The sequence below is a fragment of the Actinospica acidithermotolerans genome, from assembly GCF_018139625.1.
In the GTDB taxonomy this organism is placed as follows: Bacteria; Actinomycetota; Actinomycetes; order Streptomycetales; family Catenulisporaceae; genus Actinospica; species Actinospica acidithermotolerans.
Map to the genome: position 1 here is coordinate 1 of NZ_JAGSOH010000047.1, position 15,094 is coordinate 15,094.

The 15,094-nt window shown below is 71.6% G+C and carries 22 protein-coding genes and 1 pseudogene; 8 read left to right on the plus strand and 15 right to left on the minus strand.

Features of this window, described 5'->3' with window-relative positions; genetic code table 11:
- Positions 1-247: 247 nt before the first annotated feature.
- From KDK95_RS37740 to KDK95_RS16855, 5 genes are all read right to left on the minus strand, one after another.
- Positions 248-1,858: a glycoside hydrolase family 43 protein gene (locus KDK95_RS37740; RefSeq protein WP_212519130.1), complete on the minus strand. Its 1,611-nt coding sequence runs from the start codon at positions 1,856-1,858 to the stop codon at positions 248-250.
- Positions 1,859-2,013: 155 nt separating this feature from the next.
- A complete protein-coding gene (locus tag KDK95_RS16840; RefSeq protein ID WP_212519131.1) occupies positions 2,014-2,550 on the minus strand; it encodes a hypothetical protein in 537 nt (178 codons plus the stop codon).
- A gap of 2 nt (positions 2,551-2,552) precedes the next feature.
- Positions 2,553-3,083, minus strand: a complete 531-nt coding sequence (locus KDK95_RS16845; protein ID WP_212519132.1) for a sugar:proton symporter — start codon at positions 3,081-3,083, stop codon at positions 2,553-2,555.
- A gap of 36 nt (positions 3,084-3,119) precedes the next feature.
- Complete coding sequence (locus KDK95_RS16850; RefSeq protein WP_212519133.1) at positions 3,120-3,716, minus strand: hemerythrin domain-containing protein; 597 nt, start codon at positions 3,714-3,716, stop codon at positions 3,120-3,122.
- A gap of 80 nt (positions 3,717-3,796) precedes the next feature.
- Entirely contained in the window at positions 3,797-4,084 is a 288-nt protein-coding gene (locus KDK95_RS16855) for a hypothetical protein (protein ID WP_212519134.1), read from the minus strand.
- A 101-nt stretch (positions 4,085-4,185) separates the two neighbouring features.
- On the opposite strand from KDK95_RS16855, the gene KDK95_RS16860 reads away from it, so the two are divergent.
- Positions 4,186-4,602 (plus strand): CBS domain-containing protein, encoded by a 417-nt coding sequence (locus KDK95_RS16860; RefSeq protein ID WP_212519135.1) that lies wholly within the window; start codon positions 4,186-4,188, stop codon positions 4,600-4,602.
- 268 nt (positions 4,603-4,870) lie between these two features.
- Here the strand turns inward: KDK95_RS16860 and KDK95_RS16865 are convergent, their stop codons facing one another.
- The 6 genes and pseudogenes from KDK95_RS16865 to KDK95_RS16890 form a co-directional block, all read right to left on the minus strand.
- The gene (locus KDK95_RS16865) at positions 4,871-5,008 is read right to left on the minus strand and encodes a hypothetical protein (protein WP_212519136.1); all 138 of its coding nucleotides are present in this window, start codon (positions 5,006-5,008) and stop codon (positions 4,871-4,873) included.
- A gap of 144 nt (positions 5,009-5,152) precedes the next feature.
- Positions 5,153-5,530 (minus strand): STAS domain-containing protein, encoded by a 378-nt coding sequence (locus KDK95_RS16870; RefSeq protein WP_212519137.1) that lies wholly within the window; start codon positions 5,528-5,530, stop codon positions 5,153-5,155.
- 476 nt (positions 5,531-6,006) lie between these two features.
- A pseudogene (locus tag KDK95_RS38815) lies at positions 6,007-6,141 on the minus strand (DUF2795 domain-containing protein); the annotation flags it as partial.
- 12 nt (positions 6,142-6,153) lie between these two features.
- The gene (locus KDK95_RS16880) at positions 6,154-6,657 is read right to left on the minus strand and encodes a DUF5709 domain-containing protein (protein ID WP_212519139.1); all 504 of its coding nucleotides are present in this window, start codon (positions 6,655-6,657) and stop codon (positions 6,154-6,156) included.
- Between the two features lie 52 nt (positions 6,658-6,709).
- Entirely contained in the window at positions 6,710-7,525 is an 816-nt protein-coding gene (locus KDK95_RS16885) for a SigB/SigF/SigG family RNA polymerase sigma factor (protein ID WP_307844408.1), read from the minus strand.
- Between the two features lie 3 nt (positions 7,526-7,528).
- Positions 7,529-8,365, minus strand: a complete 837-nt coding sequence (locus KDK95_RS16890; RefSeq protein WP_212519140.1) for an HAD family hydrolase — start codon at positions 8,363-8,365, stop codon at positions 7,529-7,531.
- Between the two features lie 230 nt (positions 8,366-8,595).
- Between KDK95_RS16890 and KDK95_RS16895 the strand changes: the two genes are divergently transcribed.
- The 7 genes from KDK95_RS16895 (at position 8,596) to KDK95_RS16925 (ending at position 12,132) form a co-directional block, all read left to right on the plus strand.
- On the plus strand, positions 8,596-9,231 hold the full coding sequence (locus KDK95_RS16895; protein ID WP_212519141.1) for a hypothetical protein: 636 nt from the start codon (positions 8,596-8,598) through the stop codon (positions 9,229-9,231).
- 98 nt (positions 9,232-9,329) lie between these two features.
- The gene (locus tag KDK95_RS16900; RefSeq protein ID WP_212519142.1) at positions 9,330-9,848 is read left to right on the plus strand and encodes a Na+/H+ antiporter subunit E; all 519 of its coding nucleotides are present in this window, start codon (positions 9,330-9,332) and stop codon (positions 9,846-9,848) included.
- Complete coding sequence (locus KDK95_RS16905; RefSeq protein WP_249161422.1) at positions 9,835-10,104, plus strand: monovalent cation/H+ antiporter complex subunit F; 270 nt, start codon at positions 9,835-9,837, stop codon at positions 10,102-10,104. Before KDK95_RS16900 ends, KDK95_RS16905 begins: the two co-directional genes overlap by 14 nt.
- Positions 10,101-10,511, plus strand: coding sequence for a monovalent cation/H(+) antiporter subunit G (mnhG, locus tag KDK95_RS16910; RefSeq protein ID WP_212519143.1), 411 nt, complete (start codon positions 10,101-10,103; stop codon positions 10,509-10,511). Before KDK95_RS16905 ends, mnhG begins: the two co-directional genes overlap by 4 nt.
- On the plus strand, positions 10,504-10,815 hold the full coding sequence (locus KDK95_RS16915) for a Na(+)/H(+) antiporter subunit B (protein WP_212519192.1): 312 nt from the start codon (positions 10,504-10,506) through the stop codon (positions 10,813-10,815). The genes mnhG and KDK95_RS16915 overlap by 8 nt, the downstream gene beginning before the upstream one ends.
- Positions 10,784-11,770, plus strand: coding sequence for an MnhB domain-containing protein (locus KDK95_RS16920; RefSeq protein ID WP_212519144.1), 987 nt, complete (start codon positions 10,784-10,786; stop codon positions 11,768-11,770). The genes KDK95_RS16915 and KDK95_RS16920 overlap by 32 nt, the downstream gene beginning before the upstream one ends.
- Positions 11,767-12,132 carry a sodium:proton antiporter gene (locus KDK95_RS16925; protein WP_212519145.1) on the plus strand — a complete coding sequence of 122 codons (366 nt, stop codon included), beginning with the start codon at positions 11,767-11,769 and terminating at the stop codon, positions 12,130-12,132. The genes KDK95_RS16920 and KDK95_RS16925 overlap by 4 nt, the downstream gene beginning before the upstream one ends.
- 60 nt (positions 12,133-12,192) lie before the next feature.
- On the opposite strand, the gene KDK95_RS16930 is transcribed toward KDK95_RS16925, so the two are convergent.
- The 4 genes from KDK95_RS16930 to KDK95_RS16945 all read right to left on the minus strand — a co-directional run bounded on the left by KDK95_RS16930 (position 12,193) and on the right by KDK95_RS16945 (position 15,092).
- Positions 12,193-12,351, minus strand: a complete 159-nt coding sequence (locus KDK95_RS16930; protein WP_212519146.1) for a hypothetical protein — start codon at positions 12,349-12,351, stop codon at positions 12,193-12,195.
- Positions 12,352-12,424: 73 nt separating this feature from the next.
- Positions 12,425-14,044 (minus strand): GMC family oxidoreductase, encoded by a 1,620-nt coding sequence (locus tag KDK95_RS16935; protein WP_212519147.1) that lies wholly within the window; start codon positions 14,042-14,044, stop codon positions 12,425-12,427.
- Positions 14,041-14,637 carry a gluconate 2-dehydrogenase subunit 3 family protein gene (locus KDK95_RS16940; RefSeq protein ID WP_212519148.1) on the minus strand — a complete coding sequence of 199 codons (597 nt, stop codon included), beginning with the start codon at positions 14,635-14,637 and terminating at the stop codon, positions 14,041-14,043. Before KDK95_RS16940 ends, KDK95_RS16935 begins: the two co-directional genes overlap by 4 nt.
- Entirely contained in the window at positions 14,637-15,092 is a 456-nt protein-coding gene (locus tag KDK95_RS16945) for a hypothetical protein (RefSeq protein ID WP_212519149.1), read from the minus strand. Before KDK95_RS16945 ends, KDK95_RS16940 begins: the two co-directional genes overlap by 1 nt.
- Positions 15,093-15,094: the final 2 nt, after the last annotated feature.

Genomic DNA, 15,094 nt, shown 5'->3' on the forward strand with positions numbered 1-15,094 from the left:
CACCCACCCCACAGCCCAACCGCAGCCGAACCAACACCCCCGGGGCTCTCTGAGCCGGCCCGCCGAAGGCGAATTTGACGTTGACGTTGACGTTACCGTTGACATTGATTTCCCGGTGAATCCGCAGCCGAACAACTACTTCCAGTATACGATCCGGGTCTGACAAAGGCGCGGTCTTCCGGCTGTTCTTGAGTGATTTTCAGGATAAGGGGCGAAAATCTCGCGAGCGAACCGATGTCGGGCTGTGTCATTCGTCTCGCGGGGTGTATTCGGCGACGTCGAAATCTGCTGCGTGACCGCCGCCTGTCAGGTCCCACACCCACAGGCCGACGAATGCGCCGGTGAAGCCGAGCGTGCGGATCGCGCCGTCGTCGAATACTTCGGCGTGTCCGTCGGAGAGGACGGTTGCGTCGTACGCGGGACCTATGGGCTCCCAGCCGTCGCCGGCGTCGTAGCGGAAGGTCAGTTTGGCGTCGTCGGCTAGGTCCATGCCGAGCCGCATCCTGGCGGGGACTGACGGGTCGAACTCGCCGAGCGCAGTGCGGCCGCGGTCGCAGTGTGCGATGCGGAGCACCGGGCGTGCGTTGTCGTCGGCGGTGACGTGCAGGAAGTACCAGTTCTCGCTGTTGTAGTACGCGGTGATCCCGGCGAGTTGCTGCACGCCGCGGGGCTCGTACTCCATCGTCGCCTCGAAGCCGAAGCGCAGGGCCGTGGCACGGCGTGCGACTAGGCTCGCGCCCATGAGGCTGCGTGGGGAACGGCCGCCGTGCACGCGCAGGTGCGAGGGGCGTTCTGTCAGCGACAGCCAGTCTTCGGACGCGGGACGGCGCAAGGTCGACCACTGCGATCCCAGGGCCTTGGTGTCGAAGCCGTCCGACTCCGCTTTTTTCGGAGAGTGCGGCTGCCGTGGGGGTGGGAGGTTCGGTGCCGGAATCGTGAGGGCGGGTAGGCCGCCTGGGACGCGTGGCCAGCCGTCGTCCGTCCATGTCACCGGCGCCAACGCCGTTTCCCGGCCGAGGATGCACGGCCCGCGGCGGCCGTGCGGGCGGGCGGCCAGATATGCGAGGTACCACTCCCCTGAGCCCGTACTCACGAGGCTGCCGTGGCCCGCCTTCTGCAGCGGGAGGTCGGGGTGATCGCGCGCGGTGAGTAGGGCGCCGTGCGGGTCACGCTCGTATGGACCGAGCAGGCTGCGCGAGCGGGCGACGGTTACCTGGTGGTCGTATCCGGTGCCGCCGTCGGCGGTGAGCAGGTAGTACCAGTCGCCGATGCGGTAGAGGTTCGGTCCCTCGATCCACCCGGCCTGCGGCGGCAGCGCGATCTGCTGCGGCTCGCCGAGCGTCCGCAGGGTTCGGCGATCGAAGCGCGTCGCCTCCAGGCCGAGCGAACCGGAGTGGCCGGGACGCCAGTCGTGCGCGAGGTTGATCAGCCAGCTTTCGTCGCCGTCGTGCAGCAGCGAGGCGTCGAATCCGCGCGCGTGCAGCAAGACGGGATCCGACCACGGGCCGTCGATCGTCGGCGCGGTCACGACGTGGTTAGGGCAGTCGGTGAAGCCGCCGGCGTAGGTCGAGACGTTCGAGTAGACGAGGTAGAACCGCTCGTCGGCGAAGGTCAGGTTGGGTGCCCAGACTCCCCCGGAATCCGGGCAGCCGGCGAGGTCGAGCAGCCGGGTCTCGTCGAGGGCGCCGCCGACCGGGCTCCAGTTCGCCAGGTCGGCGGAGCGGTGCAGCCGGACCCCGGGGTGCCACTCGAACGTCGAGGTGGCCAGGAAGAACTCACCCCCGACCCGCAGGATGGACGGGTCGGGGTGCGAGCCCGGCAGCACCGGGTTTCGGATGATCTCTGGACGTGCTTCCACCGGCCTGGACCGTAGTGTCGAACGCGTTCGCGGACAAGGGGCCCCCGCATGCCGCACCCGGCACTCGGCGGCTAGCGGGAGCGGCGCCGGAACCCGCGGCGGGCGTGCGGGCGGACGGGACGTCCGGTGATCGTGGTCACTGCGGCACCCGCCGGCTAGCGGGAGCGCCGCCGGAACCCGCGGCGGGTGTGCGGGCGGACGGGACGTCCGGTGATCGTGGTCACTGCGACCTCCGATTCCGGGATGTCCTGCGTGCCGCCCTCGGCGGCGCGGATGGCCCGCTCGTAGACGGCGCGGTCGTTCGACGACGGCGCCACGACCACCTGCGGGGTGGCCTGCGAGGGCGGCGGATCCAGCGGGATCTGCGGCACCTGCGGGCTCTGCGGCAGCGGCTCGACCGCCACCCACTCCTCGCCCGGGGCGGTCGACGGCAGGCTCACCGGGTTGCCGGCCGCGTCCAGCACCGGGTCTCCCAGCGGTTCGACCACGGCCGCGACGTCCGCGGCGGGCTTGGCCAGCAGCGGGCTGTCCGCGATCACCGTGCGCACGATGAGGTCGGCGACGCCGCCGAGCAGCACGATGAGCCCGGCCTGCTGCAGGTTGATCCATTGCGGGGTGCCGTTCACGGCGAAGGCCAGCACCGCGCCTATCGCGACGGCCGCGAGGGCCCCGACAAAACTGGTACGTCTCATGATCACCGCTCGTTTCCGATAGACGAATGACGGACGTTCGGCTCCTCGACGGCGGCCGGGACGACCACCGTGCGCGCGCCGAGGAAGCCGCCGACCAGCAGCACCACCCCGCCGATGAGCAGCAGCCAGGCTCCGAAGCGCACGTCGTGCACGGCCGTGCTGAAGTCGTGCCCGAAGTAGCGGTAGGCCTGCACCGCGTACATCACGAAGACCACGACGGCCGCCGCGCCCGCCAGGCGGGTGAGCCAGCCGGTGCGGTCGGCCAGGCCGATCAGCGCGACCAGCCCGATTAGGATCGTGAGCCCGCCGACCGTGCGCACGAGGTCTGATTCGGCCGCGAAGTCCGGCTGGACCAGGGCCTTGATGGTCAGTTTGTCGCCGGTGAGGTCCGGCCTCCAGTCGAGGAACGCGCCTACGACGATCGCGGCGGCACCGATCAGCGTCGCCAGTAGCCGGGCCATCTGGCGCCCGGCGCTCGCCGCGCGCACCTCGGCCTCGTACGCCCCGTACGATTCATAGTCTTCGTGCGCCATTGCCGCACCTCCTGATGCGTGTGCCGCCCGTTTCAATCAGTGGTCTTGCATGTCCTGGCGGGCCCGGTGAAGCAGGTCCCTGGCCCAGTCGCAGAGCGAAGCGAAGGGCCCGAGCACCGCCTGGCCGACCGGCGAGCCGGTCAGCGTCGGGTGCGGATGGCTCGGCGCGAGCTCGATCGCGCGCAGCATCCAGCGGCCGAGCTCCTCCTGCTCGTGCTCGCTCAGCTCGCCGAGCACGGCCGGGAACTCCTCGGCCTCCTCGTGCACGAAGTGCATCTGCACCTGCTCCTCGAGAATCCGCAGCCGCGGCGCGAACCCGGGATCGTCCACGTCCAGCTTCTCGAGCTCGGCCAGCTCGCGCGCGGCCGCCTTCTCCTCGTCGTTGCGTGCCCGGATGAGCGCCGCGGGCAGCAGCTTCCCGGTCACCGGCCGCAGCACGACCTCCTCGGCGGCCTCGTGCCGCGCCAGCATCTCGCGCAGCATGTCGAAGGCCGCCCTGCGGTACTCTCCGTGCAGGTCGGGCACGATGCCGAACTGGTCCCGCAGTTGCGCGTGCTGCTCGTACAGGATGGAGACGACGTTGGCCTGCGGCAGTCGGGCCGCGGCCATCCGCTCCTCGCGCGCGGTGCGCATCAAGGACCACTTCCTCACTTCGGTTCGCGCTCGGGGCTCGATAATCGGACTTCGCCTCGGATGACCCGCGGGCCCGATCGCTAAACGGCGTCCGCCGCCAGGTTCGGCGCGGGCTCCGGCTCCGGGGTGACCGGGCGGTCCGGGTCAGGCCCGATCGGGCGGTCCGGGTCGGGCACCGGGTACGGCGTCGGGGACGGTACGACCGGCCGGTCCGGATCGGGGACGGGCTCCGGCGGGCCGTCCGGGTCGACCGGGCGCTCCGGGTCCGGCACGATCGGCGGGGCGGTCGGCGCTTCCTGCGGCGTGGTCGTCGCGAGGCTGCGGGCGGTGGTCTCTGTCATCTCGCTCAACGGCGTCATCTCGCTCATCGGCCCCGGCTACCCAGGACCCCTCGGCGTATGCGCGCATGCCCGGGCCGGACCGGGGTAAGCGCGCGTGTCAGCTCACCCGAGGGAAGGAATCTACGACGATGGCGGTGACCGTCAGCGAGATCATGGCCGACACGCCGATCACGGCGCGGCCGACCACGTCGATCGCGGAGGTCGCGAGGATCATGCGGGACGAGGACGTCGGCGTCGTGCTGATCGGCGAGGGCACCGACCTCATCGGCCTGGTGACCGACCGCGACCTGGTAGTGCGTTCGCTGGCCGGCGGGCTCGGACCGGACACGCCGGTGCGGCAGGCGTGCAGCGACCAGTTGTGGAGCGTGGCCCCGGAGACGGAGGTCGTGCGGGCCGCCGAATTGATGCGGAAGGCGGCGGTGCGCCGGCTGCCGGTCGTCGAGGATGGCAAGGCGGTGGGCGTGGTGTCGCTCGGCGACATCGCGGTGCTCGGTGCGCCGGACTCCGTCCTCGGCGCCATCAGCGTGGCCTTGCCGAACACCTGAGGGCACGCATCCGAGAGTCATCTCGATAACCGTGCATACTCGACGATCACCTACAGCCGTCCTCGTCACGATGTGCTCGGGTACTTCCTCGTGCTGCTCGACGTGACCATCGTGAAGGTGGCGCTGCCAAGCATCGGGACGAGCCTGCACGTGCAGGTCAGCGGACTGCAATGGGTCGTCGACGGCTAGGCGATTGCCGGCGAACCCGGTGCGGCCAGGTTTCTGCCCGGCCTGCACGCCTCGGCCCTCGGCGCCGCCGCGCTGTACGTCACGTGTGCCGTGCTGGTTCTTCTCGGATCGCGCCGCGATCGGGAAGACGCCCGTGCAACGCATACCGCTCGAAGCGTTCGAGCAGGAGCATCGCCGGAAGGATCACGGCCGGGGTGAGCAGGAACAGGGCCACCATGAACGGCACCTCCAAGACGCCTCGGGGGTCAGGCGCCTGCGGGTGACCCTGTTCGGTACCGCCAAACGGCTCTTGACCGATTCGTCATACAAGCTGTGGATTCAGCTGCGAATGAGGACTCTGAGCTCTACGGACGGATCCGGCTCAGGCCGACGCGGAAGGCCAGTCGGGGGCGTCGATGCCGAAGACGTCGGGTCCGAGGCGGGTCATCTCGAGCACCCGCTCGACCGCCGGGGAGAGCACGAACGCGAGGCGCACCTCGGCCGCCCGGACGGCGTCCGCGCCGTTGAGCAGGGCGCGCAGCCCCGCGGAGTCCAGGAAGCCGACGCCCGCGAGGTCGAGCAGCAGCTCGGAGCCGGGATCCATGCCCTCGACGGCGCCGCTGATCCCCGCTTCGAGCTTCTCGGCGGCGCCGAGGTCCACGTCCCCGACGATGGTCAGCGCGCGCCCGCCGTCACGGACCGTGCTGGAGATCTCGCAGCCGTCCATCCCTGCTCCCGCGTCGCTTCCGCGCTCGGCCACCGCCCGAACCGCCCGTCCCGGCGGGACGGGCCCACCACTTCAGCTTGTGGACCCCGGCGCCGGCTGTCAACGCGTGCGGCCCGGGCGGGGCCAGGCAGGCGAACGGGCCCGCACAGGGGCGGCCGTCCGGGCCACGTGCCGATACGCGCTGCGGGCCAGCGCCCCGTACGGCAAGCGCTGCACGGGCCGCCTACCGGGGGCTCGGGCGTACTGGCCACGTGCCGATACGCGCTGCGGGCCGACGCCCCGTACGCCAAGGGCTGCACGGGCCGCCTACCGGCGGGCTCGGCCGTACGGGCCACGTGCCGATACGCGCTGCGGGCCGGCGCTCCGTGTGCAAGGGCTGCACGGGCCGCCGACCCGCGGGCTCGGCCGTCGGCTCCGGTCGGCTACTGCCCCGAGCGGCCCGGCTCGCCGCGGCTGCGGCCCGCCTCCTCGGCGCGGCAGCGCTCGATCAGCTCCCGCTGCTCGGGCGAGTTCTCGTCCTCCACGGGCTCGGGGTCGTGCCACTCCTCGGTCCGGGTCGGGCGCCCGGACCGCACCAGGCCCTCGACCTCCTTCTTCATCTCGTCGTCGCGCTGCGCTCCGTGCTTGTCGCTGGATCGCTGGATACTCAAGCCGCGTCAGCTCCTCTCGTCGGCGCCGGCCTCCGGGTCGGGCGACCCGGAGCCGTTCTCGGGAAACCCCGATTCGTCCTCGGGGACGAGGTGGACGGCGGCCTCCTCGGCGGAGGCCGCGCCGCCGTCGCGCCCGACCTCCCGGGCGAACTGGCGCGGCGCGGCCGCGTCCACGGAAAGGGCCCCCTCGTCGGCCGCGACCAGGCGCCCGGCGCGCTCGGCGTCGACCGGCGCCGGGTTGCGCGGGTCCTGCTCGGGCACTTCCTGCGCGAGGCGCTGGTCGAGGGTCTCGCCCTGCCGCGCCTCGGCCTCCGTCACCCCGAAGCGCTCGGAGGCGGGATGCCGCTCGGGCGGGCTGATCCCGGTGTCGAGCGGGTCCTGCGCCAGATCGTCGCTCTCCAGCGTCTCCGAGGGCTGCAGAACGCCCTCGTCCTCCGGCACGTCCTGGGTCTCCAGCCCCTCGACGTCCGTGCGCTGCTCCGTCTGGTCGTGCTGATCCTGCGTGCTCATGGTGCCACTCCCCGATCACTCCGCCGGTCGCCGGTCGTCGGTCGCCGGTCGATCAGTCGCCGAATCCGTCCCGCAGCCGGGCGAGTATCTTCGCGATCAGCCGGGAGACCTGCATCTGCGATATGCCGAGCTGCTCGCCGATCTCGGACTGGGTCATGCCGCGGAAGAAGCGCATCAGCAGGATCCGCTTGTCCCGCTCGCCGAGCTCGTCCACCAGGCCGCGCAGCACCTCGCGGTCGACGGCCAGGTCGAAGCCGGGGTCCTCGTCGCCGATCATCTCGCCCAGGCTCGCGCCGCCCTCGGCGCTCTCGCGGCCGATCGGGCGGTCCAGCGAGGCGGTGCGGTAGGCCTCGGAGGCGTCCAGCGCCTCGATCAGCTCCTCCGTCTCGACGCCGAGGCGCTCGGCGAGCTCGGACAGCGACGGTCCGCGGCCCAGCTCGGCGGTGAGCGCGTCGGCCGCCTTGTGCATGGCGCCGGTCAGCTCCTGCATGTGCCGCGGGACGTGGACGCACCACGTCGCGTCGCGGAAATAGCGTTTGATCTCGCCGACGATCATCGGGGTCGCGTAGCCGAGGAAGCCCGTGCCGTGCTCGGGATCGAAGTTGTCGACGGCCTTGACCAGGCCGAGGTAGGCGACCTGCTCGAAGTCCTCGGTCGTGGAACCGCGGGTGCTGTAGCGGCGGGCGATGTGCCGCGCGTACTGCATGTGGTCCTCGACCACCTCGTCGCGCAGGCGCTCCCGCTCCGGGTCGCCCGCAGGCAGCGCCGCCATCAGCCGAAGCACGCGCATCGTCTCCGCGCGCTGCGCCTCGCGTTCGGCCGGCAACGGCCGGGAAGCGGATACCTCTTTCAGGACACCGGTGGTCACTTTTCAGTCCTCCAGGCCCGGCACGCGCCGGGCCGCGGGTTGTGCTCCTGTCGCCGTGCCACTCTGCACCAGCAGTTCACCGAGCTCACGGACGACCGTGGTCGCTCCGTGCGCTCTCAGTCGCGCGCGATACCCGCCGCCGCCGAGCCGGTCGACGCCCACGATCGCGCCGAAGCCGCCCGTGCGGGCCGCCTCGACGCCGGGCAGCGACGCGTCGAAGACCGCGGCGTGCCCGGGCTTGACCTCGAGGCCGCGGGCCGCGGCGATGTACACGTCCGGCGCGGGCTTGCCCAGCAGGCCCAGCGCGGTCGCGAGCCGTCCGTCGATCCGGACGTCGAACAGGTGCGCCACACCCGCGGCCGACAGCAGTGCGTCGGCGTTGGCGCTGCAGGTGACGACCGCGCAGGACAGGCCCGCGTACCGGGCCTCCCGCACGTAGCGCACCGCGTCGTCATCAAGCCGGGGGCCGTGCGTGCCGAGCAGCGCGAGGAACTCCGACTGCTTCGCGGCGCCGATGCCGTACATCGTGTCGGTGCCCGGCTTGTCCTCCGGGTCGCCCATCGGCACCTCGATGCCGCGCGAGCCCAGAAACGCCCGGATGCCGTCCGTGCGCGTCCTGCCGTCGAGATACAACTCGTAGTCGGTCTGCTCGTCGAACGGGGCGGTGTGCCGCGAGCCGCGCGCATCGTAGGCGGTCAGGAACGCGTCGAACGTCCTTCTCCAGGCCTCCGCATGGATCTCCGCGGCCCTGGTCAGCACTCCGTCCAGGTCGAAGAGGCAGGCGCGCACAGCCGGATCGAGGCCGATCGCCTCGGCTCCGAGCGGTGTGTCCTCCTGCATGCGGACCAGCCTCCGGGGACGCGAGCGCCGCGGATCTCACGACGAGACGGGTCGGGTAACCGATCGGTCACGGCTGAAACGGCCGTTATCGCCCGAGCCGCCGGGTTTGCCGCGGCTGAATCCGGCAAACCGGTTTCCCACGTGGGCGGACGCCGGCAGGCGGACCGCCCTCGGCGTCGCGGATCCGAAATCCGGGCGTAGTGTCGGAAGAAGACCTACGAGGTGGGTGAATGGCCGGGGAAGTGGAAAAGACGCGCCGCGGCGGTGCCGCGATCAGGCTCTGGCGGTCCGGGACGCCGAGGGCGCTGAACACGTTCTCCCGGCTGGCGCCGCGCCCGCATGCGCGCAACGCCGAACGACTGCGCACCACGTACCCCGGCATGGCGCCGGACGAGATCGCCGAGTCGCTGGTGGCGGACGCCTCGCGGGTCAGCGCGGCGGTCGGCGCCGTCGCGGGCTTCTGCGCGCTCGCCCCGCTTCCGCTGGGGGCGCCCATCGCCGCGTTCGGCCACTCCACGGCCGCGTCGGCGCTGCGGGTGCGGCTGACGGCTGAGCTGCACGAGGTCTACGGCCTGCCGAACCCGAGCCCGGTGAACGCCGGCACGACGGGCTACGTCGCGCAGTGGGCGGCCCGCGACGAGCAGCAGCCCGACCTCGTCGTCCGCACGGTCCCGGCGGTCGCCTGGGCCGTGGTCCGCACCCTGCCGCGCTCCATCCGCAAGCGCCTGACCAGCCCGCGCACGCTGCTGGCGAGCACGGCCGTGGCCGCCGGGCTCCGCTCCGGCCGCCGGACCCGCAAGTACGGCGAGAGCCTGCGCCGCGACCTGCGCAAGGACCCCTCCGCGCGGCTCGACTGGACGGACTGACCCGGACGGGTCCACCCGACCGCCGCGCCTGCCGCGGGTGGCAATCCCAAGATCGATCCGCGGCGCATTGATCGCTTCGCCGCGGGTAGCCGGGGGCCATGATTCGGCGCTCCTGGTTTCCGCTCGCCTGCTGGTGCTTCGTGGTGTGGGTGCTGCTGAGCTGGACCCGCACCGCCGAGCAACTGCTGTTCGGGGCCGGGATCTCGCTGCTCGTCGGGCTCGCGCTCTCGCCGCTCGGGAATGTCCCCGGCCCCTGGCGGCTGCTCCTGCCGCGCAACCTCATCGCGGCGCTGCGGGTGCTGGGGACGGCGCTGGTCCGGGTGCCGTCGGCGAACCTGCGGCTGGCCCGGCGGATCTGGTCCCCCCGCCTGCCGCTGCGCAGCGGGATGGTCGTCGTGCCGACGCAGGAGCGCTCCGACCTGGGCCTGGCCACGGTCGGCCTGGTCACCTCGCTGATCGTGGACAACCAGATCGTCGACCTCGATCGCGAGCGGCACCTGCTCCAGTACCACGCCGTGGACGTGCCGGACGGCGACAGCCGCACGGCGCGGGCGGCGATCAACGAGCCCGTGGAGCGATGCCTGGAGGGGCTGAGGACCGACGATGATCAACATTGACCAGCTTTACTTCGCGGTGGCCATCGCAGAGGCCTGCGTCGCCCTGCTGCTCCTGCCGCGCATCGCGCGCGGGCCGAGCGTGTCCGACCGGATCGTGGCGCTGAACACGGCGTCGACGCAGGCGGCGCTCGCGGTGCTCTTCTACGCGGCGGGTGCCGATCGGGCCATATATCTGGACGTGGCCATCTGGCTCGTCTCCTTCAGCTATCTCGGCGCGATCGTCTGGGCGCGCTTCTTGGAACGAGGACTGATATGAGTACCGTGATCGTCGTGGTCGTAGCCGTGCTGGCGCTGGTCGGGCTCGTGTTCTCGGTCTCCGGCGCGGTCGGGATCCTACGGATGCCGGACGTGTACTGCCGGATCCAGTGCTCGTCGAAGACCATCACCATGGGCGCCCTGCCGGCGCTCGTCGCGCTCGTCGTCGGCGAGGGCTTCGAGAGCGCCTACGCGGCCCGCGCGCTGATCGTCGCCGCGCTGCTGCTGACGGTGAATCCCGCCGCGTCGCACGCGCTGGCCCGCGCCGCGTACCGGGCCGGCGTGCCGATGTGGGACGGGGCCGTGCGCGACGACGTGAAGGCGATGAAGGCCGCGGAGGCCGAGGACGCGGATCATCGGCACGGGGACCGGCCAGAGGATCGGCGCGAGGGTGAGCACGATGACTGAGTTCTGGATCATCGACTACCTGGTGCTGGCGCTCATCCTCGGCAGCGCGGTGCTCGTGATCCGGATTCCCAACCTGCCCGGCGCCACGATGGCGCTCTCGGCGGTCGGCACGTTCCTGTCGCTGCTCTTCGTGATCCTCGGCGCACCCGACGACGCGCACTCCGAGGTGGTGGTCGGCGCGATCGCGCTGCCGGTGCTGTATCTGGCCGCCATCGCGAAGGTGCGCGCCGACGTACTCGACGAGGGCGAGCTGCGGGAGGAGGGCGAGCAGGATGACGAAGGAGAAGCATCCGATCGTCGCTGACCGCGAGCCCCGGCACCGGCTGTGGCTCGGACTCGTGCTGACACTGGGCACGGCCGTGGCCCTGGGCGCCGCCTACCTGGCCGCCCCGCGCGAGAACGCGCCGCTGCCGTCGGCCGCCACCTACGCCCTGGTCACGGCGCTGCCGGACTGGAAGCTGCTGGAGCCGGTGAACGAGGTCGTATACGGCTCGCGCGGCTTCGACACCTTCGGCGAGACGTTCCTGCTGCTGGCCGCCGTCGTCAGCATCGTCGTGCTGACCCGGCCGCGCGAACCGCGACGCGGCTACTTCGGCGAGCACACCGCGGGCGAGCGCGAGCAGCAAGAGGTCGACCCCGACGAGCGCGTGGACGAGGAGGAGCGCGCGACCCGCGCCGCCGACACCCGCGAGCAGGGCAAGATCTCCTCCGGACCCGAGGACCCGGACAGTGCACCGCTCGGCGCGCACGGACCGGAGCGCGCCGAGTCGCTGACCGTCGTCACCCGAACCGCGATCCGCGTCGCCGCACCGATCCTCGCCGTGACCGGGTGCTACCTCGTGGCCTGGGGCTACTCCCCCGGCGGCGGATTCCCGGGCGGCGCGGTGCTGCTCGGTGTGCTGCTGCTCGCCTACGCGGGCTTCGGACGGCGCCGGATCGCGCGCGTGGCCCGGCCGGGTCTCCTGGAGACCGCGGAGATGGCCGGCGCGCTGCTCATCATCGGCACGGAACTGCTCGGGCTCGTCCTCGTGGGCTCGTTCAGCGGCAACTGGCTGCCGCTGGCCGAACCGGGCACGATCCGCTCCGGCGGCATCGTGCAGCTCTTCTCGGTCGGCGAGCTGATCGAGGTCGGCACCGGCCTGTCGATCGCCGTCCTCGGCGTGCTCAGCATCAGCAGGGACTGGGCTCCGGACGAGGAGGGCCAGGAGAGCGACGAGGACGACGGGCAGTCCCCGGACGAGGGCGGCGGCGAGCGATGATCGTCGCCAACTACCTCGCGTCCGCGGCGTTGTTCTGCCTCGGATTGTTCGCCCTGCTCACCCGGCGCAACATGATCAAGATGGTCATGGGCCTGTCGCTGATGGAGGGCTCGACGTACCTGCTGTTCGTCTCGCTGGCCTATCGCAAGGCGTCCACGGCGCCGGTGCTGGTGGGTCCGCCGCACGGACGCACGCCGACGCAGCTCGCCCACGGCGACGTCGCGGATCCGGTACTGCAGAACTTCTGCCTGACGGCGATCGTCATCGGCGTGGCCGTCACCGGCGTCTTCCTCGCGGTCGTCCGGATCGCGCAGCACTACCGCACGCTGGACAGCGACGAGGTCCGCGAGATGCGCGGTTAGCAATGCACGGATAGTCCCTGCTGCACTACCGCTGACATTGACGCCGGGGAGCGGCGGCGGCTAGAACGGCAGCGTCTTGCGCCCGGAGGGCGTGCGCAGGTCCAGCGGCGCGGGTTCGCGGCGGCCGCGGTGGCGGCGGACCGTCACCCGGCGGGTGCCGGTGCGCGGCGCGGGGGTGCGGGACGCACCCGAACTGTGCGTGCTCGACGAGCGGGCCATTATGTTCACCTCATAACGCTCGGCTGCACGGCGGGTGCCCGTCTTCCGGCTACCCAAACGGGAATCCGCGGCATCAACCGGTTAACCGGTCGGCGGCGCGGGCCGCCACGGCCATGATGGTGAGCGCCGGGTTCGCCGAACCCTGTGTCGGCAGGACGCTGCCGTCGGCGATGTAGAGGTTGCGCACGGCGAAGGTGCGGCAGTCGGAGTCGACGACGCCGTGCCGCTCGTCCGCGGCCATGCGCGCGCCGCCGACGAGGTGCGCGTAGCGGCCGATGGTGATGACGTCGGCGGCGCCCGCGGCGTGCAGGATCTCCTCCATGACACCGCGTGCCGCCTTCATCAGCATCTTGTCGTTGTCGGTCTGGCTGTAGGAGAAGTCGGCGACCGGCAGGCCGTTGCGGTCGGTCTCCCGGGAGAGGGTGACGCGGTTCTCGGCGCTCGGCAGGAACTCGCACAGCGCGCCGAGGCACGCCCAGTGCACGTAGTCGCTCATCCGCTCGCGCAGATCCGCGCCCCAATGTCCCTGCGCGGCCACGTGCTCGGCCCAGGTGATCGGCAGCGGCGAGACGGTCTGGATGGCGAAGCCGCGCCGGTACGGCTTGCCCGGGTCGGTTTCGTAGAAGTCCTCGCTCATGACCTCGGGCGGCGGCGCCTTGTACATCCGGACCTCCTCGTCGAAGCGTCCGGCCGTCTGCGGCGCGCCCTGCACCATCAGGTATCTGCCCACCTGGTCGAAGTCGTTGCACAGCCCCTCGGGGAAGCGCTTGGAGGCCGAGTTCAGCAGCAGCCGCGGCGTCTCGATGGAGTAGCCGGCGACGATCACGATGCGGGCGCGCTGGAATCGCCGCCGGCCGTCCTTGATGTAGTGCACGCCGGTGGCCAGGCCGGTGTGCTCGTCCACCTCGACGCGGGTGACCATGCAGTCGGCGCGGATCTCGGCGCCGTGCGCGAGGGCGTCGGGGACGTGCGTGATCAGCGGCGAGGCCTTGGCGTTCACCTTGCAGCCCTGGAGGCAGAAACCGCGGTAGATGCAGTGCGGCCGGTTCCCGAAGCGGCCGTTGGGGATCGCGACCGGGCCCACCTTCGCGGTGATGCCCATCTTCTCGGCGCCGCGCAGGAACACCTCGCCGTTGCCGCTGACCCGGTGCGGCCGGTGCGGGTAGGGGTGCGGGTCGCCCCACGGCCAGAAGTCGCCGGCGACGGGCAGTTCCTGCTCGATCTCGGTGTAGTACGGGCGCAGCGCCTCGTACCGGATCGGCCAGTCGGCGCCGACGCCGTCCTGGCTCAGCGTCCTGAAATCGCTCGGGTGGAAGCGCGGGGCGTACCCGGCGAAGTGGACCATCGAGCCGCCCACGCCGCGCCCGGAGTTGTTCGAGCCCATCGGGACCGGGTCGGAGCCGGAGATCACCCGCGGCTCGGTCCAGTACAGGTGATGCGATCCGGCCTCGTCGCTGACCCAGTCGGTATCCGGGTCCCAGAACGGCCCGGCGTCGAAGCCGACCACGTGCCAGCCGCGGCGGGCCAGCCGCTGGAGCATCACCGAGCCGCCCGCGCCGCAGCCGACGACGACGGCGTCGACCTCGTCCGAGTCCTCGAACCTGCGCATGTCGCGGCGCAGCCGGTGGTTGGTGCGCGTGCCGTCGTTCGGCAGCAGCCAGGCTGAGGCGTTGCGGTCGCGGACGCCGCTCATGCTCCTCCTTCGTCGGCCTTCTCGCGGGGTTCGCGCGCGTCGAGGCCCAGGTTCTTGTAGCCGCTCGGGTATGCGGGCCCGGGGAAGCCGATCTCGTTCCAGCCGAACGGATGGCCGTAGAACGCCGTGCACGCGTAGCGCGTCCACAGGCTCCAGACGTGGTCCGGGGGCAGGCCGTGCCACGCCTCGGAGCCCAGCTTCCGGACCGCTCCGATGATCGAGTTCTGCGACGGCGGATCCAGTTCGGCGAACGGGATCTGGAAGCGGTCCACGGCGTCGGACTTCAGTCCGGCGAGCGAGACGCTCCAGGCCCGGCCGTCCTCGGGCATGTCCTCGTAGCGCCAGCCGTCGGTCTCCGCCTCGGCCAGCCGCGAGTCGATCATCGCGACGACGTTGACCGGGCAGTCCGGTTCGAGGTCGAGCAGCCGGTCGCACAGGGCGACGGCGGTCGACTGCTCGTCCGGCGTGAAGTAGCGGAAGGGCGGAGGCGGTCCGAGGCGCTTCATGACGGCGCCCGCGGTCGCGGCGTCCCAGTGCCGCCACTGGGACGCCGCGTCGAAGCCGGGGAAGCGGTTCGGTCGGGTGGCGGCCACTACGACTCCCGCCGCAGGATCGAGGCGAGCAGTCCCATGCCGCCGACCATCGTCACCAGCAGCGGCGCGAACAGCGGCGGCCCCATCTCCATGTTGTAGCGGGTGTTGGACCAGCCGCCGGGCTTCTGGGAGATGCCGCGTGCGTGCAGGTACGTGCCCTGCAGCCCGTTGGCGATGATGGCGAGGGACGCGATCGGCAGCACGGTCTTCGCCATGCGCCGGCTCGCGAAACCCGCCGCCCCCGCCGCCGCACCGACGGGGCCGAGGGCGACCGGCACCCACATCATCTTGTTGCCGAAGCTCGCCGAGTCGTGCTCGAAGTAGATCTCGGCCGCGGTGACCAGCGAGCCGACGCCGGTCAGTGCGGACAGCGACCGCTCGAAGCGGCCGGTGCGCACGTCGCGCAGCATCCGGTCGATGCCGTGCACGATCTTGGGTTCGACCTTCTTCTTCATGG

Bases quoted from the DNA above. Each gene is read 5' to 3' on its own strand.
- KDK95_RS16880 (WP_212519139.1), bottom strand. From the start codon at position 6,657: ATGAGCACGCAGGATCAGCACGACCAGACGGAGCAGCGCACGGACGTC.
- KDK95_RS16890 (WP_212519140.1), bottom strand. From the start codon at position 8,365: ATGCAGGAGGACACACCGCTCGGAGCCGAGGCGATCGGCCTCGATCCG.
- KDK95_RS16905 (WP_249161422.1), top strand. From the start codon at position 9,835: ATGATCAACATTGACCAGCTTTACTTCGCGGTGGCCATCGCAGAGGCC.
- KDK95_RS16930 (WP_212519146.1), bottom strand. From the start codon at position 12,351: ATGGCCCGCTCGTCGAGCACGCACAGTTCGGGTGCGTCCCGCACCCCC.
- KDK95_RS16935 (WP_212519147.1), bottom strand. From the start codon at position 14,044: ATGAGCGGCGTCCGCGACCGCAACGCCTCAGCCTGGCTGCTGCCGAAC.
- KDK95_RS16860 (WP_212519135.1), top strand. From the start codon at position 4,186: ATGGCGGTGACCGTCAGCGAGATCATGGCCGACACGCCGATCACGGCG.
- KDK95_RS16945 (WP_212519149.1), bottom strand. From the start codon at position 15,092: ATGAAGAAGAAGGTCGAACCCAAGATCGTGCACGGCATCGACCGGATG.
- KDK95_RS16900 (WP_212519142.1), top strand. From the start codon at position 9,330: ATGATTCGGCGCTCCTGGTTTCCGCTCGCCTGCTGGTGCTTCGTGGTG.
- KDK95_RS16925 (WP_212519145.1), top strand. From the start codon at position 11,767: ATGATCGTCGCCAACTACCTCGCGTCCGCGGCGTTGTTCTGCCTCGGA.
- KDK95_RS16915 (WP_212519192.1), top strand. From the start codon at position 10,504: ATGACTGAGTTCTGGATCATCGACTACCTGGTGCTGGCGCTCATCCTC.
- KDK95_RS16865 (WP_212519136.1), bottom strand. From the start codon at position 5,008: ATGGTGGCCCTGTTCCTGCTCACCCCGGCCGTGATCCTTCCGGCGATG.
- mnhG (WP_212519143.1), top strand. From the start codon at position 10,101: ATGAGTACCGTGATCGTCGTGGTCGTAGCCGTGCTGGCGCTGGTCGGG.
- KDK95_RS16850 (WP_212519133.1), bottom strand. From the start codon at position 3,716: ATGCGCACCGCGCGCGAGGAGCGGATGGCCGCGGCCCGACTGCCGCAG.
- KDK95_RS16840 (WP_212519131.1), bottom strand. From the start codon at position 2,550: ATGAGACGTACCAGTTTTGTCGGGGCCCTCGCGGCCGTCGCGATAGGC.
- KDK95_RS16920 (WP_212519144.1), top strand. From the start codon at position 10,784: ATGACGAAGGAGAAGCATCCGATCGTCGCTGACCGCGAGCCCCGGCAC.
- KDK95_RS16845 (WP_212519132.1), bottom strand. From the start codon at position 3,083: ATGGCGCACGAAGACTATGAATCGTACGGGGCGTACGAGGCCGAGGTG.
- KDK95_RS16855 (WP_212519134.1), bottom strand. From the start codon at position 4,084: ATGAGCGAGATGACGCCGTTGAGCGAGATGACAGAGACCACCGCCCGC.
- KDK95_RS16895 (WP_212519141.1), top strand. From the start codon at position 8,596: ATGGCCGGGGAAGTGGAAAAGACGCGCCGCGGCGGTGCCGCGATCAGG.